The sequence below is a fragment of the Pseudomonas sp. BF-R-19 genome, assembly GCF_019956445.1.
Taxonomy (GTDB): Bacteria; Pseudomonadota; Gammaproteobacteria; order Pseudomonadales; family Pseudomonadaceae; genus Aquipseudomonas; species Aquipseudomonas fluorescens_BH.
The window spans coordinates 232,269-255,390 of record NZ_JAHBDN010000059.1 but is presented as its reverse complement, the minus strand read 5'-3'; the positions used below and the strand labels follow the sequence as shown (position 1 = coordinate 255,390).

The 23,122-nt window shown below is 59.9% G+C and carries 21 protein-coding genes; 14 read left to right on the top strand and 7 right to left on the bottom strand.

The genetic code is table 11. From position 1 onward, the window contains the following. Positions 1–37: 37 nt before the first annotated feature. Complete coding sequence (locus tag KGB28_RS17370) at positions 38–1,402, top strand: MFS transporter (RefSeq protein ID WP_223446625.1); 1,365 nt, start codon at positions 38–40, stop codon at positions 1,400–1,402. A gap of 63 nt (positions 1,403–1,465) precedes the next feature. Here the strand turns inward: KGB28_RS17370 and KGB28_RS17365 are convergent, their stop codons facing one another. The 4 genes from KGB28_RS17365 to flgA all read right to left on the bottom strand — a co-directional run bounded on the left by KGB28_RS17365 (position 1,466) and on the right by flgA (position 4,073). Continuing rightward, positions 1,466–2,212 (bottom strand): flagellar brake protein, encoded by a 747-nt coding sequence (locus KGB28_RS17365; protein WP_223446623.1) that lies wholly within the window; start codon positions 2,210–2,212, stop codon positions 1,466–1,468. A gap of 93 nt (positions 2,213–2,305) precedes the next feature. After that, complete coding sequence (locus KGB28_RS17360; protein ID WP_223446621.1) at positions 2,306–2,773, bottom strand: flagella synthesis protein FlgN; 468 nt, start codon at positions 2,771–2,773, stop codon at positions 2,306–2,308. Positions 2,774–2,821: 48 nt separating this feature from the next. Then, positions 2,822–3,148 carry a flagellar biosynthesis anti-sigma factor FlgM gene (gene flgM / locus KGB28_RS17355; protein ID WP_056728065.1) on the bottom strand — a complete coding sequence of 109 codons (327 nt, stop codon included), beginning with the start codon at positions 3,146–3,148 and terminating at the stop codon, positions 2,822–2,824. Between the two features lie 166 nt (positions 3,149–3,314). After that, on the bottom strand, positions 3,315–4,073 hold the full coding sequence (flgA, locus tag KGB28_RS17350) for a flagellar basal body P-ring formation chaperone FlgA (protein ID WP_223446619.1): 759 nt from the start codon (positions 4,071–4,073) through the stop codon (positions 3,315–3,317). 83 nt (positions 4,074–4,156) lie between these two features. On the opposite strand from flgA, the gene KGB28_RS17345 reads away from it, so the two are divergent. From KGB28_RS17345 to flgE, 6 genes are all read left to right on the top strand, one after another. Next, the gene (locus tag KGB28_RS17345) at positions 4,157–5,089 is read left to right on the top strand and encodes a chemotaxis protein CheV (protein ID WP_223446617.1); all 933 of its coding nucleotides are present in this window, start codon (positions 4,157–4,159) and stop codon (positions 5,087–5,089) included. A gap of 45 nt (positions 5,090–5,134) precedes the next feature. Beyond that, a complete protein-coding gene (gene cheR / locus KGB28_RS17340) occupies positions 5,135–5,962 on the top strand; it encodes a protein-glutamate O-methyltransferase CheR (RefSeq protein ID WP_223446616.1) in 828 nt (275 codons plus the stop codon). A gap of 367 nt (positions 5,963–6,329) precedes the next feature. Continuing rightward, positions 6,330–6,737: a flagellar basal body rod protein FlgB gene (gene flgB, locus KGB28_RS17335; RefSeq protein ID WP_223446614.1), complete on the top strand. Its 408-nt coding sequence runs from the start codon at positions 6,330–6,332 to the stop codon at positions 6,735–6,737. Positions 6,738–6,740: 3 nt separating this feature from the next. After that, positions 6,741–7,184 carry a flagellar basal body rod protein FlgC gene (gene flgC, locus KGB28_RS17330; RefSeq protein WP_007980123.1) on the top strand — a complete coding sequence of 148 codons (444 nt, stop codon included), beginning with the start codon at positions 6,741–6,743 and terminating at the stop codon, positions 7,182–7,184. Positions 7,185–7,199: 15 nt separating this feature from the next. Further along, a complete protein-coding gene (flgD, locus tag KGB28_RS17325; protein ID WP_223446613.1) occupies positions 7,200–7,922 on the top strand; it encodes a flagellar hook assembly protein FlgD in 723 nt (240 codons plus the stop codon). Between the two features lie 31 nt (positions 7,923–7,953). After that, positions 7,954–9,285, top strand: a complete 1,332-nt coding sequence (flgE, locus tag KGB28_RS17320; protein ID WP_317853306.1) for a flagellar hook protein FlgE — start codon at positions 7,954–7,956, stop codon at positions 9,283–9,285. Positions 9,286–9,589: 304 nt separating this feature from the next. Here the strand turns inward: flgE and KGB28_RS17315 are convergent, their stop codons facing one another. Then, a complete protein-coding gene (locus KGB28_RS17315; RefSeq protein ID WP_223446609.1) occupies positions 9,590–12,484 on the bottom strand; it encodes a ribonucleoside-diphosphate reductase subunit alpha in 2,895 nt (964 codons plus the stop codon). Between the two features lie 740 nt (positions 12,485–13,224). Between KGB28_RS17315 and KGB28_RS17310 the strand changes: the two genes are divergently transcribed. Then, entirely contained in the window at positions 13,225–13,947 is a 723-nt protein-coding gene (locus KGB28_RS17310; protein WP_007980115.1) for a response regulator, read from the top strand. Further along, positions 13,944–15,554 (top strand): ATP-binding protein, encoded by a 1,611-nt coding sequence (locus KGB28_RS17305; RefSeq protein WP_223446608.1) that lies wholly within the window; start codon positions 13,944–13,946, stop codon positions 15,552–15,554. Before KGB28_RS17310 ends, KGB28_RS17305 begins: the two co-directional genes overlap by 4 nt. Before the next feature lie 140 nt (positions 15,555–15,694). On the opposite strand, the gene KGB28_RS17300 is transcribed toward KGB28_RS17305, so the two are convergent. After that, a complete protein-coding gene (locus tag KGB28_RS17300) occupies positions 15,695–16,420 on the bottom strand; it encodes a 4'-phosphopantetheinyl transferase (RefSeq protein ID WP_223446606.1) in 726 nt (241 codons plus the stop codon). A 233-nt stretch (positions 16,421–16,653) separates the two neighbouring features. Here KGB28_RS17300 and KGB28_RS17295 point away from each other — a divergent pair, with 233 nt between their 5' ends. The 4 genes from KGB28_RS17295 to KGB28_RS31825 all read left to right on the top strand — a co-directional run bounded on the left by KGB28_RS17295 (position 16,654) and on the right by KGB28_RS31825 (position 20,351). Then, positions 16,654–17,256, top strand: a complete 603-nt coding sequence (locus tag KGB28_RS17295; RefSeq protein WP_223446604.1) for a hypothetical protein — start codon at positions 16,654–16,656, stop codon at positions 17,254–17,256. A gap of 120 nt (positions 17,257–17,376) precedes the next feature. Continuing rightward, on the top strand, positions 17,377–18,054 hold the full coding sequence (locus tag KGB28_RS17290) for a response regulator transcription factor (protein ID WP_223446602.1): 678 nt from the start codon (positions 17,377–17,379) through the stop codon (positions 18,052–18,054). Further along, positions 18,051–19,397: an ATP-binding protein gene (locus KGB28_RS17285; protein WP_223446600.1), complete on the top strand. Its 1,347-nt coding sequence runs from the start codon at positions 18,051–18,053 to the stop codon at positions 19,395–19,397. The genes KGB28_RS17290 and KGB28_RS17285 overlap by 4 nt, the downstream gene beginning before the upstream one ends. A gap of 198 nt (positions 19,398–19,595) precedes the next feature. Continuing rightward, positions 19,596–20,351, top strand: coding sequence for a polysaccharide deacetylase family protein (locus KGB28_RS31825; RefSeq protein WP_263296781.1), 756 nt, complete (start codon positions 19,596–19,598; stop codon positions 20,349–20,351). 82 nt (positions 20,352–20,433) lie between these two features. On the opposite strand, the gene KGB28_RS17270 is transcribed toward KGB28_RS31825, so the two are convergent. Then, a complete protein-coding gene (locus tag KGB28_RS17270; protein ID WP_223446598.1) occupies positions 20,434–21,432 on the bottom strand; it encodes an AraC family transcriptional regulator in 999 nt (332 codons plus the stop codon). A 338-nt stretch (positions 21,433–21,770) separates the two neighbouring features. Between KGB28_RS17270 and KGB28_RS17265 the strand changes: the two genes are divergently transcribed. Next, the gene (locus tag KGB28_RS17265; RefSeq protein WP_223446597.1) at positions 21,771–23,105 is read left to right on the top strand and encodes a dicarboxylate/amino acid:cation symporter; all 1,335 of its coding nucleotides are present in this window, start codon (positions 21,771–21,773) and stop codon (positions 23,103–23,105) included. Positions 23,106–23,122: the final 17 nt, after the last annotated feature.

Below are 23,122 nucleotides of genomic sequence, written 5' to 3'. Positions count from 1 at the left end.
TTAGCGGTAGCCGATTCTCACTGCAAGGAGCCGCTCGTTGCGCCAAATCTGGAAATCCTTTCGAGCGCTGTATTTCGCCTCGCTGATGATGTTGATCGGCTCGGGCCTGTTGAGTACTTACCTGGGCCTGCGCCTGGCGGCCGACCATGTCGACAGCCTGTGGGTCGGTGCTTTGATGGCCGCCAACTATTTCGGCCTGGTGCTGGGGGGCAAGATCGGTCACCGGTTGATTGCCCGGGTCGGGCATATCCGGGCCTACTCGGCCTGTGCCGGGATTGTCGGCGCGGCGGTGTTGGGTCATGGCCTGACCGATTGGTTGCCGGCCTGGCTGTTCCTGCGGGTGATCGTCGGCCTCGGCATGATGTGCCAGTACATGGTGATCGAGAGCTGGCTGAACGAACAGGCCGAGGCCACGCAGCGCGGGTTGGTATTCAGCGGTTACATGATCGCCTCCTACCTGGGCCTGGTGATGGGGCAACTGATTCTGGTCATGCACCCGGCGCTGGGGCTGGAGCTGCTGATGCTGGTCGCCCTGTGTTTCGCCTTGTGTCTGGTGCCCGTGGCCCTGACGCGGCGGATCCACCCGGCACCCTTGCATCCGGCACCGATGGAGCCACGGTTCTTTATCAAGCGCGTGCCACAGTCATTGAGCACGGTGCTCGGGGCAGGCCTGATCGTCGGTTCGTTCTACGGTCTGGCGCCGCTGTATGCTTCGCAGCAAGGGTTGTCCACGGAGCAGGTCGGTCTGTTCATGGGTAGCTGCATTTTTGCCGGGCTGCTGGTGCAGTGGCCATTGGGCTGGTTGTCCGACCGCTACGACCGGGCCGTGTTGATCCGCAGTTTTGCATTCAGCCTGGCCCTGGCTGCACTGCCGCTGGCGATCATGCCGCAGGTGCCGTTGGAGGTTCTGTTTATCGCCGGTTTCGTCTGTTCGCTGGTGCAGTTCTGCCTGTATCCGTTGGCGGTGGCGTTCTCCAATGACCACGTCGAAGGTGATCGTCGGGTGTCCCTGACGGCGATGTTGCTGGTGACCTATGGCGTGGGTGCGAGTATCGGGCCGCTGGTGGCGGGCGTGCTGATGAAGCTGTTCGGCAGCCAGATGCTCTACGCGTTTTTCAGCTTCTTTGCGTTGGTACTCGTATGGCGAATTCGTCCGAAAGCGGTGACCAACCTGCATCAGGTGGACGATGCACCGCTGCATCACGTGGCCATGCCGGACAATATGACGAGTTCGCCACTGGTGGCGGCGCTGGATCCGCGGGTCGATGAGCAGGTGGTGCAGGATCAGATGTGCAACCCGGTGAATCCGGAGCCGTCAGCCGAACCTGAATCTGAACCCGATCAACCGCCAGAAGACCCTGATTCGGGGCGCGAGCAAAGCTTTACCGAGGCCAGGCCTTAAAATCGGGGCACAAAAAAACGGGTAGTCACCGCAAGGGGCTGCCCGTTTTTTGTTGACGCTCTATCAGATGTCGTCTTTGTCGAAGCGACGTGCTTCGCGTTGCAACTGATAGACGAAGCGCTCGACCTGACGCTGCACCAGCCCGCTCATGTTGTGGAAGCGAACACCGGCGAAGGTGGTGGAGATCTTTTCTTCGAAGTGCAGATAACGCAACTCGACTGGCGCGGTCATCTTGCCAAAGGGCAGTTCGGCGCTGAAGCGGTCGTACACCTGACCCAGTTGCAGGCTGCCAGTGATGTCGCCGTCGAAGCGCAGTTTGCAGCCGGTAGCGGAAATATCCAGCAGCTTGCCGCTGATGGGGGCCTTGAGCTTTTCGCCGTCGAGGTTGACGTTGACCAGTTGTGCCAGTTTCAGCGCGGCGCGGAACGCATTGCGGCGCTGGTGGTACACCACTTCATCGGGCAGGGCACCGCGATAGCAGCGGCTGCCAGCGGATTCGTCGATGTTCAACCGGCCGGTGCTTTCCCAGGCAATGCGTACGCCTTCGTGGAAGCCTTCGACCCTGAATGGCTCGCCCGCCAGCAGGTAGCGCTCGCCATCACGGGGGATCATTTCGTCCAGGGCAATCATGTTGCTGTCACGGTCAAGGTCCACCAGATAGCTCTGGAAGCGCTGGCTGCGCTCGTGGAACGTGATGATCAGCGGGTCATGGCTTTCGAGCAGCTGGCGCAGGTTGCTGGAGATTTCCAAGGGCGTGGAGAGCACCTTGGGTGGCTGCGGAGCATCGTCCACGGATAAGGCATTGGACACGGTTAATCAATCTCCAGACAAAATTTGACTACGGCAGGATAGCAGTTTGCCAGTATGTTGCGTGTCTTGATAGAGCGGGGGGCATTGACCGGCTCATGCCTGACTGAGCGGGCGTGGCTTGGCACGCTTGGAGAATGTTCCGCTGGCATCGTAAAGCGCCGGGGTTTCACCGCCGGTGAGGATTTTCAGCTGGGTGGCCGTAGCGGCCTGCTGAGTGAGGATCGACTGGCCGTTGTTGGCGTTGATGGCCTGGCACTGGGCCAGGAGATCGGTCAGCACGTCACTTTGCGCCAGCAACTGCTCGCCAATGCTCGACTGGCCGGCCAATTGCTCCAGACCGCCACGGTTGGTCGGCAGGTTGAGGCTGGCGAGGATTTCACTGCGCTTGCGGCCATGCTGTTCGAGCAAAACGACCAATGCCTGTTTCTGCGCCAGGATGTTCTCGAGCAATGGCATGTCGCGGCCATGCAAGGCGAGGGATTCGGTCTGCAGTAACTCCAGCAGGTGTTGCGCCGGGGCAAAGTCGTCGGTGATCAGTTGCAGTAGATGAGTGTCGTGCATGGCTGGCCTTGGGTTTTAAGCGTCCAAAAGCCTGGCGCCGGCGGTGGCCTAGCGCTGGGCTTCGAAGTTGAGCAGTTTGCTGGCTACACGGTTGCTGTCGACTTTATAGCTGCCATCGGCAATCGCTGCTTTCAACTCGGCCACGCGGGCGTTGTCGACGGCAGGCTGATCGCGCAGCTTGTCAGTGACCTTTTGCAACTGTTGAGCCTCATTGCTGAGATGTACCGATTCCCCGCTTTTGACGGTACCGGCCTGCTCGGCCGCGGACTCCAGCGGCGCGGATTTGCCGGCCTCGGCACTTTCCTTGCTGGCGCTGGTACGTGTACTGCCCGTAAGGGACGAGGAGCTGTTCAAACGGCTGAAATCGATGACCATGATAAAAACCTCTGGGAATTTGGACGCTTGCCATGGTTTCGGCCATTCCCTGGAAAACTTTAGGCCCATTTATCAATGAACCTTGCGCGCGCCAGCGCTTGCCGTGCCTGGAACACAGTCTAGGGAACAGCCGCGGCAAGCGCCACATTCTGATGAGCAGAGCGCCTTACATGGACACTTCCACCTGCCCCGGCGCCATGACCTGCGCCTTGATGACTCGCTGGGAGTTGAGGTTTTTCACCCGGATCTGTTCGCTCAGGCTGCCATTTGACAGCGCTTCGCCCGGCATGCGCACGCTGAGCGTACCGCTGCGGGCGGTAATCACCACCTGATCACCCTTGCGGATGACCTCGGCCTGTTCGATATGCACCAGGGTAATCACCTGGTCGGCGACCATTGGTCGGGTCAGTCGTTGCCCGATCGCCTGATCGAGGGAGGTCAGGTAGCCCTGGCTGGTGAGGCTGATATCGCGCTCGCGCAGGACCACATCCCCAGGCTCGACAATGGCGGCGCGGCGCAGTGGCCGGGCGCTGGTGACGACATCGCGAAACAGGCGGATTTGAGCGGGCACGAAGACTGTCCAGGGGGAAACGCCCTCGCAGCGGACCTTGACCGTAACCCGTCCCAATGGCTTGGGACTCTCAAGCGTTGCTGTCAATTCCCTGTCGCACATGGGCATGTGCATGCGCGGATCGAGCGGGTTGACCTGGATCTCGTAGCGACCTTCCGTTTGGCTGGTAGCCAGATAGTCTTCTACGGTGAATTCAAGAAAGCCCTGAGTGACGCCGATAAGCATGTCAGGCAAGGTAACCGCGTCAGCAAGGGCAGGGCTGCCAGCGTTGAACAGGCAAACAGCCGCCAGCACGCCGAGCAATTTTTGGCAGGGTGTGATCAGGCGTCGGAAAAATGTCGGTTCTGTGTTCATAACGATTAAAAAAGCAAGCGCCGTGCCGTTTAGTGATGAAGGCGCGTCGCAACAACACTTGGCGTTGGTGTAGGAGTCTGGGCATGGCGGGTGTAATGGATTCGGTAAACCAGCGCACGCAACTGGTGGGGCAGAATCGCCTTGAGCTGTTGTTGTTCCGTCTCGACGGCCAGCAACTGTACGGGATCAACGTGTTCAAGGTTCGGGAGGTGCTGCAATGCCCCAAACTGACGCTGATGCCCAAGTCCAGTCCTGTCGTGTGCGGCGTGGCGAACATTCGGGGGGCGACCATCCCGATCCTTGATCTGGCGATGGCGACTGGCTCCGGTGCGTTGAAGGACAAGCACAATCCGTTCGTGATCATCACGGAGTACAACACCAAGACCCAGGGTTTCCTGGTCCGCTCGGTGGAGCGCATCGTCAACATGAACTGGGAGGAGATCCATCCGCCGCCCAAGGGCACCGGGCGCGATCACTACCTGACGGCGGTGACGCGGGTCGATAACCAGCTGGTCGAAATCATCGACGTCGAGAAGGTGCTGGCGGAAGTGGCGCCGACACCGGAAGCGATTTCCGTGGGCGTGGTGGATGTCGAAACCCAGCACAAGGCGCTTTCGTTGCGCGTGCTGACGGTCGACGACTCATCGGTGGCGCGCAAGCAGGTCACGCGTTGCCTGCAAACGGTCGGCGTCGAAGTGGTGGCGTTGAATGACGGTCGGCAAGCGCTGGACTACCTGCGCAAACTGGTCGACGAGGGCAGGAAGCCGGAAGAAGAGTTCCTGATGATGATCTCCGACATCGAGATGCCGGAGATGGACGGGTACACCCTGACGGCGGAAATTCGCAACGACCCGCGCATGCAAAAGCTTCATATCATCCTGCACACTTCGTTGTCGGGGGTATTCAATCAGGCGATGGTCAAGAAGGTCGGTGCCGATGACTTCCTGGCCAAGTTCCGTCCTGATGACCTGGCATCCCGGGTAGTCGACCGGATCAAAGCAGCAGATATCAGCTAGGGGTTCGCACCCCTGGCAGTCAACACGATTTAAGAGGCGGCATCATTGTCTACGGGTAATTTGGATTTCGAACAGTTCCGGGTATTCCTGGAAAAAGCCTGTGGCATTTTGCTCGGTGAAAACAAGCAGTACCTGGTCTCCAGCCGTCTCAACAAACTGATGGAACAGCAAGGCATCAAGTCTTTGGGGGAGCTAGTTCAGCGTATGCAGACCCAGCCGCGCAGCGGTTTGCGCGAGCAGGTGGTGGATGCCATGACCACCAACGAAACCCTGTGGTTTCGTGACACCTACCCGTTTGAAGTCTTGAAGAACAAGGTACTGCCCGAGGCGATCAAGGCCAGTCCCGGCCAGCGCCTGCGCATCTGGTCGGCGGCGTGCTCGTCGGGCCAGGAGCCGTATTCGCTGTCGATGTCCATCGACGAGTTCGAGCGTGTCAACCTGGGCCACTTGAGGATGGGCGTGCAGATTGTTGCCACCGACCTGTCCGGTACCATGCTGAACAACTGCAAGACCGGCGAGTACGACAGCCTGGCCATCGGCCGCGGTTTGTCACCCGAGCGCCTGCAGCGTTATTTCGACCCGAAAGGGCCGGGGCGCTGGGCGATCAAGGCGCCGATCAAGAGCCGGGTGGAATTCCGTTCCTTCAACCTGCTGGACAGCTACGCGAGCCTCGGCAAGTTCGACATCGTGTTCTGCCGCAACGTGTTGATCTACTTCTCCGCCGAGGTGAAGAAGGACATCCTGTTGCGTATCCACAGCACGTTGAAGCCGGGCGGTTACCTGTTCCTCGGTGCTTCCGAAGCGTTGAACGGTTTGCCGGATCATTACCAGATGGTCCAGTGCAGCCCGGGGATCATTTACCAGGCGAAGTGATTCGCTGGTGTCATCAAAAAACGGGAGTCCTCTGGGGCTCCCGTTTTTTTGTCCGCAATATCTCCCCCACACACCACAAATCCCCCTGTGGGAGCGGGCTTGCTCGCGAAAGCGTCTTGTCAGTCAGTACTTGTTTTTCTGACACACCGCTTTCGCGAGCAAGCCCGCTCCCACAGTTGTTAGGTGGTGTTCTCGAAAGTGGATCAAGCGGCAGAAAAGCGGCATCCGGCGGAAAACCGTTGCCGCTTTTCTGGCATTGCCGCGTTGCCATGGCCGGCAAAGCCCCGGTTTCCGGGGTTTTTTGAATTGGCATGGGGCTTGCTAAGTTGATCCTACGAAAAATCAGGTCACCCGAAGGTTTCCCGACATGAGCATCAGCTTCGATAAAGCGCTCGGTATCCACGAACAAGCCCTGGGCTTCCGCGCCCAGCGTGCCGAAGTCCTGGCCAACAACATCACCAACGCCGATACCCCGAACTACAAGGCTCGGGACCTGGACTTCTCGAAAGTGCTCGCCGAGCAGAACGAGAAAACCAAAAGCGGCACCTTCGCCTTGAACATGACCAACAGCCGTCACATCGAAGCTGAAGGCCTGGGCAATGGCGACGAGTCGTTGCTGTATCGCACGCCGATGCAACCGTCGATCGACCAGAACACCGTGGACGCTCAGCTGGAACAGTCGAACTACGCGGAAAACGCGATCGGCTTCCAGGCCAGCTTCACCCTGCTCAACAGCAAATTCAAAGGGCTGGTGTCAGCCCTGCGCGGAGAGTAAGCCATGTCTCTATCCAGTGTTTTCAACATTGCCGGTAGCGGCATGAGTGCGCAGACCACGCGCCTGAACACCGTCGCTTCGAACATCGCCAACGCCGAGACGGTCTCGTCGAGCATCGACCAGACCTACCGCGCGCGCCACCCGGTATTCGCCACCATGTTCCAGGGCGGCCAGAGCGGCGGCAGCGACTCGTTGTTCCAGAGCCAGGATGCCGCCGGCCAAGGCGTGCAGGTGCTGGGTGTGGTCGAAGACCAGAGCAACCTCGAAGCGCGCTACGAGCCGAACCATCCGGCGGCCGATGCCAAGGGTTATGTCTACTACCCGAACGTCAACGTGGTGGAGGAAATGGCCGACATGATTTCCGCGAGCCGTTCGTTCCAGACCAACGCCGAAATGATGAACACCGCCAAAACCATGATGCAGAAGGTCCTGACCCTCGGTCAGTGATAAGGGGCGACTCAGATGAGTGTTACCGATTCCACCAGTGGTTTGAGCCTCAACGACATCCTGGCCAACTCCTCGATCAAGACCAACACCACGACTGACGGCCTCGTGTCGGCAACCGGCAGCGCCACGGGCAACCAGGCCCTGGGCAAGGATGCATTCCTGCAGTTGCTGGTGACCCAGCTGAAAAACCAGAACCCGCTGGAGCCCCAGGACAATGGCGCGTTCGTGGCCCAGTTGGCGCAGTTCAGCAGCCTGGAAGGCATCACCACGCTCAACAGCACCGTGAGCGGCCTGGCCAGCAACTACAACTCGTCCCAGGCCTTGCAGGCATCGTCACTGGTGGGCCGTTCGGTCATCGCGCCGGGCGACAAGGCCGTGGTCGATACCACCAAGAGCCTCAGCGGCACGGTGGTGGTTCCGTCTTCGGTGGCGTCCGCCACCCTGAAGATCACCGACGCCGACGGCAAGACCGTGCGCACCATCGACCTCGGTTCGCAGAAGGCCGGCAACGCCAGCTTCATCTGGGACGGCAAGAACGATGCGGGTGAGACGGTACCTGCGGGCACCTACACCTTCGGCGCCACGAGCACGATCGATGGCCAGTCCGTCGCGTTGATCACCAACCTGCCCGCCACCGTCAACAGCGTGACCATCAGCCAGACCGGCGGTGAGTTGATGCTCAATCTGGCCGGGCTGGGCAGCGTTGCCCTGTCCAAAGTACAAACCATTGGTATGTAGAGCCGACTAACACGGCACAAAGGAGTGGATGATGTCTTTCAATATCGGCCTTAGCGGTCTCTATGCAGCCAATAAACAACTGGACGTGACCGGCAACAACATCGCCAACGTCGCGACCACCGGTTTCAAATCGTCCCGCGCAGAATTCGAAGACGTGTACTCGGCGACCCGCCTGGGCACCGGCAGCAAGACCGTCGGCAACGGCGTGCGCCTGGCCAACGTTTCCCAGCAGTTCGGCCAGGGTGACGTGAGCAACACCGGCAACGTGCTCGACATGGGTATCCAGGGCAACGGCTTCTTCGTCCTGAGCAACAACGGTTCGCTGACCTACACCCGTGCCGGTACGTTCAAGACCGACAAGGAAGGCTACGTCACCAACAGCGACGGCACTGCCCGCCTGCAAGGTTACGGTGTGGATGCCAACGGCAAGATCGTCAATGGCGTGCTGACCGACCTGCGGATCGACACCTCCAACCTGGCGCCGAAGTCCACCAGCACCGTGTCGTCGACGATCAATCTGAACTCCACCTCGGCGGTGATCGACCAGACAGTGGCGGCGAACAAGTTCGACCCGTCCAAGACCGAGACCTTTACCAAGTCGTTCAGTACCCCGATCTTCGATACTCAGGGTAACCAGCACACCATGGATCAATACATGGTCAAGACTGGAGCGAACACGTGGGACACCTACACGCTGATCGATGGCCGCAATCCGGATGGCAGTGATCCTACCGTTACCGCGCCGGTTGCTTCGACCATGTCGTTCGATTCCACCGGCAAACTGACTTCGGTCAGCACGCCCGTGACGCCACCAACCACGCCACCGACTTCGGTGATCAGCAGTGACCTGAAAATCACCAACTGGACGCCGGGCAGTGTCACCAATGGCGTCTGGACAACCAACGGCGCCGCAGCCGATCCAGCAGGTTTGACCATCGCCATGGCCAACACCACCCAGTTCAACGCCGACACCGCGCGTTCGATTCCGGCACAGAACGGTTACGCCACGGGCCAGATCACCAACCTGACCATCGATGGCAGCGGTGTGCTGCTGGCCAACTTCAGCAACAACCAGACCAAGCCGATCGGCCAGATTTCCTTGGCCAGCTTCACCAACGAACAGGGTCTGCAGCCAGTAGGCGGCACCAGCTGGAAGGAAACCTACGCGTCGGGCATCCCGGGCTACGATGCGCCGGAGACCGGCACCCTGGGTTCGATCGTTTCCAACTCCCTGGAAGAGTCCAACGTTAACCTGACCAACGAACTGGTCGACCTGATCAAGGCGCAGAGCAACTACCAGGCGAACGCCAAGACCATCTCCACCCAGAGCACCATCATGCAGACCATCATTCAGATGACTTGATGCTGGATAGTGCTGCACAAAAAAGCCCCTCGAGAGAGGGGCTTTTTTGTGCCTGAGGATTTTTGTTGTGTGCCGATATTTTGGTGGTTTGTGATATCGCCATCGTCGGATCGCCGCCCGGAGCAAGCTCGCTCCCACAGGTGATCGAGTTTCTTCATGGAAATGCGGTCCCCTGTGGGAGCGAGCTTGCTCGCGATGAGGCCAGTCCAGCCACTAACTTCTTACAGGCAAAAGAAAACCCCCGACCCGCCAGAGGCTGATCGGGGGTTTCGAGTAAGCGCCTTGCGACGCTTACCGGCTCAGCTTATTGGCAAGCTTCGCAGTCCGGCTCGTCGATGGCGCAAGCCTTCGGCACTGGAGCAGGGCCGGCAGGCGCTGCCAGGACCGAGTCGTCACCGTGGTTGCCGCCGCTGGAAACAGCGTTCAGCTTGCCGGTGTTGATGGTCGACTTCTCGGTGCTGGTCGCAGCCAGGGCACGGAGGTAGTAAGTGGTTTTCAGACCACGGTACCAGGCCATGCGGTAGGTCACGTCCAGCTTCTTGCCCGAAGCGCCAGCGATGTACAGGTTCAGCGACTGAGCCTGGTCGATCCACTTCTGACGACGGCTGGCGGCGTCGACGATCCACTTGGTGTCCACTTCGAACGCGGTCGCGTAGAGCTCCTTGAGTTCTTGCGGGATGCGCTCGATCTGCTGCACCGAACCGTCGTAGTACTTCAGGTCGTTGATCATGACCGAGTCCCACAGACCGCGAGCCTTGAGGTCGCGAACCAGGTACGGGTTGATCACGGTGAATTCGCCCGACAGGTTCGATTTCACATACAGGTTCTGGTAGGTCGGTTCGATCGACTGCGAGACGCCAGTGATGTTGGCGATGGTCGCGGTCGGTGCGATGGCCATGATGTTGGAGTTACGGATGCCTTTCTGTACACGGGCGCGAACCGGTGCCCAGTCCAGGGATTCGTTCAGGTCGACATCGATGTACTTCTGGCCACGGGACTCGATCAGGATCTGTTGCGAATCCAGCGGCAGGATGCCTTTGGACCACAGCGACCCCTGGAACGTCTCGTAGGCGCCGCGCTCGTCGGCCAGGTCGCAGGAAGCCTGGATCGCGTAGTAGCTGACCGCTTCCATCGACTTGTCGGCGAACTCGACGGCAGCGTCGGAGCCGTAAGGGATGTGCTGCAGGTACAGCGCGTCCTGGAAGCCCATGATGCCCAGGCCGACCGGACGGTGCTTGAAGTTGGAGTTCTTCGCTTGCGGCACCGAGTAGTAGTTGATGTCGATCACGTTATCGAGCATGCGCACGGCGGTGTTCACGGTGCGTTGCAGCTTGGCGGTGTCCAGCTTGCCGTCGACGATGTGGTTCGGCAGGTTGATCGAACCCAGGTTGCAAACGGCGATCTCGTCCTTGTTGGTGTTCAAGGTGATCTCGGTGCACAGGTTCGAGCTGTGGACCACGCCCACGTGCTGTTGCGGGCTGCGCAGGTTGCACGGGTCCTTGAAGGTCAGCCATGGGTGGCCGGTTTCGAACAGCATGGACAGCATCTTGCGCCACAGGTCTTTGGCCTGGATGGTCTTGAACAGCTTGACCTTGCCTGGGTACTCGGTCAGGGCTTCGTAGTACTCGTAGCGCTCTTCGAAGGCCTTGCCGGTCAGGTCGTGCAGGTCCGGTACTTCGGATGGCGAGAACAGGGTCCACTTGCCGTCATCGAAGACGCGCTTCATGAACAGGTCAGGGATCCAGTTGGCAGTGTTCATGTCGTGGGTACGGCGACGGTCATCACCGGTGTTCTTGCGCAGTTCGATGAACTCTTCAATGTCCATGTGCCAGGTTTCCAGGTAGGCACACACAGCGCCTTTGCGCTTGCCACCCTGGTTAACGGCTACAGCGGTGTCGTTCACTACCTTGAGGAACGGAACCACGCCTTGCGACTTGCCGTTGGTGCCCTTGATGTACGAACCCAGCGCACGCACCGGCGTCCAGTCGTTGCCCAGGCCGCCAGCGAATTTCGACAGCATGGCGTTGTCGTGGATCGCGTGGTAGATGCCCGACAGGTCATCCGGCACGGTGGTCAGGTAGCAGCTCGACAGCTGTGGACGCAGGGTGCCGGCGTTGAACAGTGTTGGCGTCGACGACATGTAGTCGAAGGACGACAGCAGGTTATAGAACTCGATCGCACGGTCTTCTTTCTGCTTCTCTTCGATCGCCAGGCCCATGGCCACGCGCATGAAGAAGATCTGCGGCAGTTCGAAGCGGATACCGTCCTTGTGGATGAAGTAACGGTCGTACAGGGTTTGCAGGCCCAGGTAGGTGAATTGCTGATCGCGCTCGTGGTTGATCGCCTTGCCCAGTTTTTCCAGGTCGAAGGAGGCCAGCACAGGGTTCAGCAGTTCGAACTCGATACCTTTGGCGATGTAGGCCGGCAGTGCCTTGGCGTACAGGTCGACCATTTCGTGGTGAGTGGCGCTTTCGGCCACGCCCAGGAAGCCCAGGCCTTCGGCACGCAGGGTGTCCATCAGCAGGCGCGCAGTCACGAACGAGTAGTTCGGCTCACGCTCAACCAGAGTACGGGCGGTCATCACCAGGGCGGTGTTGACGTCGGTCAGGGCCACGCCGTCGTACAGGTTTTTCAGGGTTTCGCGCTGGATCAGGTCGCCGTCGACTTCTTCCAGGCCTTCGCACGCTTCGGTGACGATGGTGTTCAGGCGGCCCATGTCCAGCGGCGCCAGGCTGCCGTCGGCACGGGTGATGCGGATTGACGGGTGAGCATTGACCGCTTCTTCGGCCGGAGCGTGGGCAGCGCGTTCTTTCGAACGACCGTCACGGTAGATCACGTAGTCGCGAGCCACTTTCTGCTCGCCGGCACGCATCAGGGCCAGTTCGACCTGGTCCTGGATTTCTTCGATGTGGATGGTGCCGCCCGATGGCATGCGACGCTTGAAGGTCGCGGTGACCTGTTCGGTCAGGCGGGCAACGGTGTCGTGGATTCGCGACGAGGCAGCAGCGGTGCCGCCTTCAACTGCGAGGAACGCTTTGGTGATGGCGACGGTGATCTTGTCATCGGTGTAGGGAACGACAGTGCCGTTACGCTTGATCACACGCAGTTGACCTGGCGCGGTGGCGGACAGATCCGAATTCGAATCAGCGGCCTGCGGCAAGGTGCCCTGCGGGTTCTCGCGAGTTGTGTCGGTTTGCATGGGGGAGTGTCTCCACATTCTCTATGTTTGTTTGGGCACCATCACGGTGCCCACCGTTCCGTCCTGAAGCACTACAACCGGCGAGCGCCGGGCATAACAACTTCGGGACAGTAGGAAGGGGGCTTTATCGAGCGCCGCTTCCATGCCGAAGTCTTTGGTCTCACGCCTTGGGCCTGAAACCTTGGTCCTTTGCAGGTGACAGTTGGGACTGCAACACCCGTACCGTTTTCACCACTCGGGGCCGAAACACAGTAGCCATCCGCATGCGCGGTTTGGTCTTTCAAAAATACGTATGGTTCAACCGGACAGAGGCAATAAAAGCGCTTGAAATTGGTGTCTGGTTTGTGTTTGGTTTTTTGCGCAAAACCCTACATCTAGGGTTTTTTTAGCGCCGGGCTACAAGATAATGCGTTTTGGGGGGCGATTGCAACGTACTGCCTGTGGATAAACCTGTGCGTAAATTGTGTGTGAAAGAGGGAACCGGCGTGTAGGCCGCGACCTTGCTGGACCGGACCTTTTTTCAGCGATTTTCAACGATCGAAAACGGCCGGGCGGATTTTTAAGGGCGCGAACCCTATCACAAAAAACCCTGTTGTCCGAACGCATTTACCCGCTTGTGTTCTCGACGAGCGACGTTTATACAATCGGCCCAGCGTGTATACATTTTTATCCCCCCGAATCATTACAAAAAGACGGGCGGATCCTTCCTTATTGGTGTTTTTGGCAAGCAGAGGTCACCCGTGGAGCAAGAAGCCTGGCAGGTATTGATTGTGGAGGACGACCAGCGACTGGCCGAACTGACCCGCGATTACCTGGAAGCCAATGGCCTGCGTGTATCGATCGAAGGGGATGGTGCGCTCGCTGCGAATCGCATCATCAAGGAACAACCGGACCTGGTGATCCTCGACCTGATGCTCCCCGGTGAAGATGGCCTGAGCATTTGCCGCAAGGTCCGCGCCCGCTATGACGGCCCGATCCTGATGCTCACCGCCCGCACCGATGACACCGACCAGATTCTCGGCCTGGACCTGGGTGCTGACGACTACGTCTGCAAACCGGTACGCCCGCGCCTGTTGCTGGCACGCATCCAGGCGTTGCTGCGACGCAGTGAAACGCCCGAAGTCGCCCCGGAAAAACAGCGGCGCCTGCAGTTCGGCCCACTGATCGTCGACAACGCCTTGCGCGAAGCCTGGTTGCAGGGCAACGGCATCGAGCTGACCAGCGCCGAATTCGACCTGCTCTGGCTGTTGGTGGCCAATGCCGGGCGCATCCTCTCCCGGGAGGAGATCTTCACCGCGCTGCGAGGCATCGGCTATGACGGTCAGGACCGCTCCATCGATGTGCGCATCTCGCGCATCCGCCCGAAGATCGGCGATGACCCGGAGCATCCACGGCTGATCAAGACCGTGCGCAGCAAGGGCTATCTGTTCGTTCCCGAGGCTTGCGTAGACCAGACCCTGTGAACTCGATCTTCCTGCGTATCTATGGCGGCATGTGCGCCGCGCTGATTCTGGTGGCGGTGCTCGGTGTGCTGGCGTTGCACCTGCTCAATGAGGTGCGCAGCGAGCAATACCGCGAGCGCCTGGCCCACGGCACGTTTTCGCTGATGGCCGACAACCTGCAACCGATGAACCAGACCGAGCGCCACCGGGCCTTGCTGGTGTGGGAGCGGCTGCTGGGGATTCCGCTGGCGCTGAAAACCTTTGCCGAGACTGACCTCGACCTGACCCAGCGCACCCGTGTGTTGCGCGGCCAGGCATTGGTGGAACAGACCGGGCCGCACGCGGCGAAGGTCTACAAGCTGGTCAGCGACAAGGAGCAGTTGATGCTCACCGGGGAGGTGCAGCAGATCAGCGAGCAACTGGCCCGGGCGACCATCTACCTGTTGACCGATGAACTGGTGCGCACCCCGGTTGCCGACCAGCCCTTGCGCCTGGCGCAATTGAAGGAAAGCAAGGGCTTCGGCTTCGACCTGCGGCTGGTCACGGTCGATCAGGCGGACATGGACGAAGACCAGAGCCGCCGGGTGTCCGAGGGCGACACGGTGATGGCGCTGGGCAAGGGGGGCGACTCGATCCGGGTATTTGCCGGCATGGTCGGCACGCCGTGGGTCCTGGAAATCGGCCCGTTGTATCAGATGAATCCTTATCCGCCGGAATGGCTGGTGCTGATCGCCGCGCTGGGCCTGACGCTGATCGGTTTGATCGTCTATCTGCTGGTGCGTCAGCTCGAGCGACGCTTGCGTGGCCTCGAAGCCGCCGCCACGCGCATCGCCAAGGGCAGCCTGGAAACCCGCGTGCCGGCGCGCGGCGCGGACTCGGTGGGGCGGCTGGCCTCGGCGTTCAACGGCATGGCCGAACACTTGCAGCAGTTGCTGGCGATCCAGCGCGAACTGGTGCGCGCGGTGTCCCACGAATTGCGCACGCCGGTGGCGCGCCTGCGCTTTGGCCTGGAGATGATTGGCTCGGCCACTACACCGCAAGCCCTGGAAAAATACTGCCAGGGCATGGACCACGACATCGAGGACCTCGACCGGCTGGTGGACGAGATGCTGACCTACGCGCGGTTGGAGCAGGGCTCGCCGGCGCTGAACTTTCAGCGGATCGATCTGGATGCCTTGGTCGACCAGGTGATCGAAGAACTGGCGCCGTTGCGCGCCGACGTCACGGTGCAACGCGGGTTGTGCCTGTCGGCTGCCGATAACGACGACGCCTGGGTCGAGGCTGAACCGCGCTATCTGCATCGGGCGATCCAGAACCTGGTGACAAATGCCATGCGCCACGCGCAATCACGGGTGACCATCAGCTATCAGGTGGGGCAGCAGCGTTGCCGGGTGGATATCGAGGATGACGGGCCGGGCGTGCCGGAGTCAGCGTGGGAGAAGATCTTTACGCCGTTCCTGCGTCTTGACGACAGCCGTACCCGCGCGTCTGGAGGCCATGGGTTAGGCCTGTCCATTGTGCGCCGCATCATCCATTGGCATGGCGGGCGCGCGTTGATCGGCAAGAGCAAGAGCCTGGGCGGGGCGTGCTTCAGTCTGAGCTGGCCGCGCAATCAGGAGAAGCGTTGAGCCTTGTGTTGCCTGTTGCGGCCCCATCGTCGGATCGCCGCCCGGACCAAGCTCGCTCCCACAGGGATTTGTGGCGTGACATAGATCCAGTGTGGGAGCGAGCTTGCTCGCGATGGGGCCCGACCAGGCGCCAATAAACCTCAGGTCTTGATGCTGACCAGACTCAACAACTGCCCATCCTTGACCCCGAACTGCGCATCCAGCTCGGTGCCATTGCGCCATTCTCTGGACAAATCAGTAAGCAATCGCAACCGCACCTCACCCGACTCACTCCATTCCAGCACTTCGGCGTGTTCGAAATAAAAACGACGCCGAACGATCGGATAGAGCGCCTTGAACAGGCTTTCCTTGACCGAGAACGTCAAGGTGACCAGCAACGCCCGTTGATCGTGATCACCGGCCGCCATGCGCTGTAGCTCCGGCGGATTGAGGATTTCCCCGGCCAGGCGTTCGGCCCGTTCGGCATTGAGCAGGTTTTCCAGGTCCATGCCCAAGCCGCGCCAATGGCTTTTGTTCGCCACGATCGCCGCGGCCCGACCAGTGCTGTGGGTGATCGAGCCAGCGATATGAGCAGGCCAGACCGGTGCCCGGTCTTCACCGATGGCCGGAATGAAGCTCAATCCTTCGAGCTGCTGTAACGCGGCCCGGGCACACACTCGCCCAGCGAGAAACTCCGCCTGCCGTTTGGCGACGGAGCGCTGAATGCTCGCCGGCGCTTCGACAGCGCTGCGCTGAAAGTCATCGCTGGCCAGCCGGGCGCTATCGAAGTGAGTACTCAACAGGACCGTATCGGGCAGCACAAACGGCAGCGGCCAACGGTCATCGAGGGGCGTGCAGCAGACGGGCAGGGCGGGGGTTGGATTCATATCTGGCATTTTGCCGGGTTGGCTTGAGGCTGGGTAGTGCAAAGCTTCTGACGAATGGGTAGTCGGCGCCGACCTTGTCCATTGCATGGTCGGATTTCCTGTTGAAACGTGTCGAAATATTCAGGGCGGGTCGGTTCAGCCCAGGTTCAGAGTGTGTTCAGGGGGAGTTCAGGGCGCGGTGCGTAACCTTGCCCCGTACCCAAAAAGCAAACGACACATGAGGAAACTCCCCAATGACTGGATTCAAAAAACTGCTTCTGGCATTCACGATTCTGGGCGCAAGCACCGCGGCTTTCGCGTCCGACGATAACTTCGCCAGCCTTACTCTTGGACAGACCAGCGACAAGGTCAAAAAATCCCACGCCTTGAACGACAACCTCAATCACCCGAACGCCGATGGCGTGATCGGCAAGGACACCACCTGGGGTGTTCGTCTGGGCCAGCAAAACACTAAGAGCCGCTACTACGCCACTTACGACAATGTGTCGGGCTCGCACAACGGCATTAAGCTGCGTCAGGAAAACCTCCTGGGCAGCTACGATCTGTTCTACCCGGTAGGCGGCAGCACCAGGCTGTTCGGTGGCGCCACAGCCGGCCTGACCAAAATGACTCAGGAGTCGCCAGGCTTCAGCCGCGACAGTGATATCGGCTACGCCATCGGCGGCCAGGTGGGTGTGCTGCAACAGGTTTCGCAGAGCACCTCGGTTGAACTGGGTTACCGTTACCTGCGCAGCAACGCCAGCACCGAGATGAGTGAACGCGGCGGCAGCAAGCAGGGTTCGCTGGACCTGACCAGCAGCGCCCAGACTTACCTGTCCGCCAACTACGCTTTCTGACAAGCGTTTCGTGAGCGGCCTGCGCCGGATCAGCCCGAGTGACTGATCCGGCGTTGCCATGTTAGCTATTGAGGTGCGACGTTGTGCCTCTGGAGATGTTGATTTGCCCGGGAGAGCGTTATGAAACTGCTGGTTGTCGAAGATGAAGCGCTGCTGCGTCATCACCTGCAAACCCGCCTGACGGAGAGCGGCCACGTGGTCGAGTCCGTGGCCAACGCCGAGGAGGCGCTGTACCAGACCGCGCAGTTCAACTTTGACCTGGCGGTGATCGACCTCGGTCTGCCGGGCATGAGCGGGCTCGACCTGATCCGCCAGTTGCGCTCAAGTGGCAAGAGCTTTCCGATCCTGATCCTCACCGCGCGCGGCAACTGGCAGGACAAGGTCGAAGGCCTGGCCGCCGGTGCCGACGATTACGTGGTCAAGCCATTCCAGTTCGAAGAGCTGGAGGCCCGCCTGAATGCCTTGCTGCGCCGCTCCAGTGGTTTCACCCAGTCGACCATCGTTGCCGGTCCCTTGCTGCTGGACCTGAACCGCAAGCAGGCGTCCCTCGACGAACAGCCGCTGGCACTGACCGCGTATGAGTACCGCATTCTCGAATACCTGATGCGTCACCATCAGCAAGTGGTACCCAAGGACCGCTTGATGGAACAGCTCTACCCGGATGACGGCGAGCGTGATCCGAATGTGATCGAGGTGCTGGTCGGCCGTCTGCGCCGCAAACTGGAGGGGCCGGGCGGGTTCAAGCCGATCGACACCGTGCGCGGCCTGGGCTACCTGTTCAATGAGCGTTGCACTTGATCCGTTCGCTGCGCATTCGCTTGATGCTCGCCGCCACGCTGTTGGCGGTGTTGTTCATGCTGGCGTTGCTGCCGGCGATGCAGGGTGCCTTCAGCCTGGCGCTGCAGGACTCCATCGAGCAGCGTCTGGCATCCGACGTGACCACGCTGATCTCTGCCGCCCGAGTGGAGAACAACAGCCTGCAGATGCCTGCGCAATTGCCCGACGAACGCTTCAACCTCACCGATAGCCGATTGCTCGGCTACATCTATGACCGTGAAGGGCATCTGGTCTGGCGTTCGAAGGCGACCCAGGAAGAACGCATCAATTACAAGCCGCGCTACGACGGGCGTGGCAACGAGTTTGCGCGGATCCGCGAAGCCAATGGCCAGGAGTTCTTCGTCTACGACGTCGAGGTCAAGTTGCTCGGCGGCAAAAGCGCAGCCTTCAGCATCGTGGCGTTGCAGCCGGTTCGCGAGTATGAGGTGACCCTCGAAGGCCTGCGGGAAAATCTCTATCTGGGTTTTGGCGCAGCACTGCTGGTGCTGCTGGCGTTGCTGTGGATCGGCCTGACCTGGGGCTTGCAGGCATTACGGCGCTTGAGCCAGGAACTGGACCAGATCGAAGGTGGCACCCGCGAAAGCCTCAGTGAGGAACATCCCCGGGAATTGTTGCGCCTGACCGGCTCTCTCAACCGTTTGCTGCACAGTGAGCGTGAGCAGCGTAGTCGCTACCGTGATTCCCTCGACGACCTGGCCCATAGTCTGAAAACGCCCCTGGCGGTGTTGCAAGGCGTCAGTGAAGACCTGGCCCAGCGTCCCGAGGATCGCGATCAGGCCTGGGTGCTGCAAACCCAGATCGAACGCATGAGCCAGCAGATCAGCTACCAGTTGCAGCGCGCCAGCCTGCGAAAAAGCGGCCTGGTACGTCATCAGGTGCACTTGCGGCCGGTGCTGAAAAGCCTGTGCGACACGCTGGACAAGGTCTATCGCGACAAGCGCGTGCACATCGCGTTCGACCTGCCCGACCCGTGCTACGTACCGATCGAACAGGGCGCTCTGTTGGAGATGATGGGCAACCTGCTGGAAAACGCCTATCGCCTGTGCCTGGGCGAAATACGCATCAGTGTGCGTGAAACCCTCAGCGGCACCGAGTTGTGTGTCGAGGACGACGGCCCCGGCGTACCACAGGATCAGCGCTCACGGATTCTCGAGCGCGGAGAGCGCCTGGACCGCCAGCACCCGGGGCAGGGCATCGGCCTGGCGGTGGTCAAGGACATCATCGAGAGCTACAGCGCCAAGCTGACCCTGGGCGATTCGCCGATGGGCGGAGCGGCGTTCCGGATTCATTTTCCGGCGCTTTGAACGGGTATTTGATAGCGGTCTTTTCGGGCCGCTACAGGCATCAAGCGTTAAACGACCGGCAACAATGTTTTGTTGGCGTTCAGCCGTTTGCTGGCAGGTAATAAGCCTCGCCTTATTGACGACATGCACACGCAGAGCCTGTGTTGGTGCATGAGTGGATAGGGGCTGAAGCGTTACAAGCCACCAAAGGAGATAAAAATGGAAAGGAAGAAAGTTTGGCTGACGTTTGACGATGGTCCTCGGCAAACCCAGACCGAAACCGTGCTCGAAACACTGGCGCTGTTTGATATCAAGGCAACGTTTTTTATTGTTGGCAATCTGGTTGCCAGGCATGGCGAGCGTATCAAGCGCATCCTGGGCGAAGGGCACCGGATCGGCAATCACACTTACGATCATCTAAGGCTGGTCGGCCAGGACAAGGACACGATCATCGATCAGATCAAAATGACGGAGCAGGCACTGGCTCCCTACCAGCAGCCGGACCTGATCATGAGGCCGCCTTATGGCGCTCACGATGCGCTGGTCGATCGCACTGTCGCCGAGTTGGGGTACCGGCAGGTTCTCTGGAGCGTGGATACCCTGGACTGGAACAGCAACTACCAACCGGGAGGCTGGGTATCCCATGGTGTTGAGCAAATAAGGAACAGAAAGAACTCCATTGTGCTCATGCATGACATACACGCGACCACGGCCAATAATCTTGGCCGGTTCATCGAACAGATAAACCTGCTGGGCGATGTGGATTTCGAATCACCGGCCACACTGGCGATTCCGCCGGTCAGTCAGTTGAATATGTATGTGGTTGTAAGGGGCGATACATTGTCCAAGATTGCCAGAGAGTTTTATGGTGATGCTGCCAAGTACCCACTGATCTTTAATGCGAACAGGTCGGTGCTGGATCATCCAGATAAAATTTACCCTGGCTTGTCACTGATCATCCCGCCTTTAGAGTAAGCGTTCGCAAAACCTGGACGGGGTATTTTCGAGTGTGTTCGCACGGGCGCCAGTGATCACTGTGCAACGCGGGTGCTGAAACTCAGCTCTCCTGCGCCCGATAAGCCCCCGGTGTCAGCCCCGTCCACTTCTTGAACGCCCGGTGAAACGCCGACGGCTCGGAAAATCCCAGCTGCTCGGCGATCTGTTGCAACGACAGGTCAGCGCGACTCAGGTGATAAATCGCGATGTCCCGGCGCAACTGGTCCTTCAATTCCTGAAAGCTCGAACCCTCTTCCCGCAAATGCCGGCGCAAGGTCTGAGGGCTGATGTGCAGGTGCGCGGCCACGGCTTCCAGGTCGGGCCAGCGTGAGCTGTCGCGACTGAGCAAGCGCCGCAGGCGACTGCTCAAACTGTCGCCATCGTCCGGGCGCGAGAGCAGGTCGGCGGGGGAGCGCTCGAGGAAATGCTTGAGGGTCCGTTCATCCTGCAACAGCGGCATGGTCAGGTAGCGGCTGTGAAACAACAAGCTGCTCTGGGGCCTGGAAAACTCAAGCGGACAGGAAAACAGCAGGTCGTACTCGGCGCCGTGTTCCGGCCGGGGGTAGCTGAACGTGGCCTGTTCCAGGCGAATGCGCTGGCCGATCAGCCAGCTGCCGAAACGGTGCCAGATCACCAGCAGGCTTTCGCTGAGGAAATGATCCGGGTCCCAGAGTTGCGAGTCGTCCAGGCTCAGGCGCACCCATTCATCTTCGCGGCTCAGGGTCAAACGCGGAGCCCCGGGGAATAGGCTATAAAACAATAAGCCGCGATTGAGTGCCTTATCCAGGTTGCGGCAGTGAATCACGGCATGGCACATCATCGCGAAGCTGCCCGGCTTGCTTGGGGCTTGCCCGAATCCCAGGTACTCGTCGTCCAGTGCCAGCCATAATGCCTGGATCAATTGGGTGAATTGCTCCGGAGCGATGCGTGCCCGGGGCTCGTCCAGCAACTCGGGGCTGATTCCCAGTTGCTGTAGCAGGGCCGAATAGTCGTAGCCGTGCCGACGCGCACCACCTAGGGCGGCGCGGGCGAAATGACTGGCGATGGTGCGTTCGCGCATGGCAGCAGATCTGACCGTTGATCGACGGATGTTAGCTGCGCACCGCGGGCATGAACAGGGCGGATATCCGCCAAATAGCAGGACGACTTTTAATGGAAGGGCGGAAATCCGCCACATGCTTGTAGCCGTTCGGTGACAAGGAATTCGCTGCAACCCCAGAGATCAAAAGGCTTGCAGGGATTTTACGGAAGGTGGCACGGGCCTTGCGATAGAACGAGCAGATGCCTGCCGTTGCGCAGCTCGAAAAAACAAATCCCTCCAGTGCAGGAGGGTTCGCAATTGCGGTGTTGCGGGCAACAGATGGATGTTGTCACCGGGCACCCTTGAGGAACTTTGCAATGACGACTCGTCAGCCACTGTACAAATCCCTGTATTTCCAGGTGATCGTTGCAATTGTCATCGGTATCGCACTCGGTCACTTCTATCCACAGTTTGGTGTGGCCGTTAAACCACTGGGTGACGGGTTCATCAAGCTGATCAAAATGATCATCGCCCCGATCATCTTCTGTACCGTTGTCAGCGGTATCGCCGGCATGCAGGACATGAAATCGGTCGGCAAGACCGGCGGCTACGCGCTGCTGTACTTCGAGATCGTTTCGACCATCGCCCTGCTGGTCGGTCTGGTCGTGGTCAACATCGTGCAGCCAGGCAATGGCATGCACATCGACGTCGCCACCCTTGATGCCTCCAAGGTTGCCGCTTATGTTGCGGCCGGCGCTGACCAAAGCGTCGTCGGCTTCCTGCTGAACGTGATCCCGGCCACCATCGTCGGCGCCTTCGCCACCGGTGACATCCTGCAAGTGCTGATGTTCTCGGTGATCTTCGGTTTCGCCCTGCATCGCCTGGGTGCCTACGGCAAGCCGCTGCTGGACTTCATCGATCGCTTCGCCCACGTGATGTTCAACATCATCAACATGATCATGAAGCTCGCGCCAATCGGTGCCTTCGGTGCCATGGCTTTCACCATCGGCGCCTACGGTGTCGGCTCGTTGGTGCAACTGGGTCAACTGATGGCGTGCTTCTACATCACTTGCCTGCTGTTCATCCTGATCGTGCTGGGCTCCATCGCCCGCCTGCACGGCTTCAGCGTGCTGAAAATGATCCGCTACATCCGTGAAGAACTGCTGATCGTGCTGGGTACTTCTTCTTCGGAATCGGTACTGCCACGCATGCTGATCAAGATGGAGCGTCTGGGCGCGCAGAAATCTGTCGTGGGTCTGGTGATCCCGACCGGTTACTCGTTCAACCTCGACGGTACTGCCATCTACCTGACCATGGCCGCGGTGTTCATTGCCCAGGCCACCGACACCCACATGGACATCACGCACCAGATCACCCTGCTGGTGGTGTTGCTGCTGTCCTCCAAAGGCGCTGCGGGCGTGACCGGTAGCGGTTTCATCGTACTGGCTGCGACCCTGTCCGCCGTCGGCCACCTGCCGGTTGCCGGCCTGGCGTTGATCCTCGGCATCGACCGCTTCATGTCTGAAGCCCGTGCCCTGACCAACCTGATCGGCAACGCCGTTGCCACTGTCGTCGTGGCCAAGTGGGTCAAGGAACTGGACACCGATGTGTTGCAAGCGGAGCTGGCCTCGGGCGGTCGCGGCATTGCCGACGAGCCTAAAGACGATGTTTTGGGCCACGTCGAAGAGGTAGCCCCGGCTAACGCCAAGTAAGCCTTGTTGTAATGAAA

What these genes read in the sequence shown, in the direction of transcription:
- KGB28_RS17345 (WP_223446617.1), top strand. Translation starts at nt 4,157, where the DNA reads ATGGCGGGTGTAATGGATTCGGTAAACCAGCGCACGCAACTGGTGGGG.
- flgB (WP_223446614.1), top strand. Translation starts at nt 6,330, where the DNA reads ATGAGCATCAGCTTCGATAAAGCGCTCGGTATCCACGAACAAGCCCTG.
- KGB28_RS17265 (WP_223446597.1), top strand. Translation starts at nt 21,771, where the DNA reads ATGACGACTCGTCAGCCACTGTACAAATCCCTGTATTTCCAGGTGATC.
- flgE (WP_317853306.1), top strand. Translation starts at nt 7,954, where the DNA reads ATGTCTTTCAATATCGGCCTTAGCGGTCTCTATGCAGCCAATAAACAA.
- KGB28_RS31825 (WP_263296781.1), top strand. Translation starts at nt 19,596, where the DNA reads ATGGAAAGGAAGAAAGTTTGGCTGACGTTTGACGATGGTCCTCGGCAA.
- flgA (WP_223446619.1), bottom strand. Translation starts at nt 4,073, where the DNA reads ATGAACACAGAACCGACATTTTTCCGACGCCTGATCACACCCTGCCAA.
- KGB28_RS17295 (WP_223446604.1), top strand. Translation starts at nt 16,654, where the DNA reads ATGACTGGATTCAAAAAACTGCTTCTGGCATTCACGATTCTGGGCGCA.
- flgM (WP_056728065.1), bottom strand. Translation starts at nt 3,148, where the DNA reads ATGGTCATCGATTTCAGCCGTTTGAACAGCTCCTCGTCCCTTACGGGC.
- KGB28_RS17300 (WP_223446606.1), bottom strand. Translation starts at nt 16,420, where the DNA reads ATGAATCCAACCCCCGCCCTGCCCGTCTGCTGCACGCCCCTCGATGAC.
- KGB28_RS17290 (WP_223446602.1), top strand. Translation starts at nt 17,377, where the DNA reads ATGAAACTGCTGGTTGTCGAAGATGAAGCGCTGCTGCGTCATCACCTG.
- flgC (WP_007980123.1), top strand. Translation starts at nt 6,741, where the DNA reads ATGTCTCTATCCAGTGTTTTCAACATTGCCGGTAGCGGCATGAGTGCG.
- flgD (WP_223446613.1), top strand. Translation starts at nt 7,200, where the DNA reads ATGAGTGTTACCGATTCCACCAGTGGTTTGAGCCTCAACGACATCCTG.
- KGB28_RS17360 (WP_223446621.1), bottom strand. Translation starts at nt 2,773, where the DNA reads ATGCACGACACTCATCTACTGCAACTGATCACCGACGACTTTGCCCCG.
- KGB28_RS17270 (WP_223446598.1), bottom strand. Translation starts at nt 21,432, where the DNA reads ATGCGCGAACGCACCATCGCCAGTCATTTCGCCCGCGCCGCCCTAGGT.
- KGB28_RS17315 (WP_223446609.1), bottom strand. Translation starts at nt 12,484, where the DNA reads ATGCAAACCGACACAACTCGCGAGAACCCGCAGGGCACCTTGCCGCAG.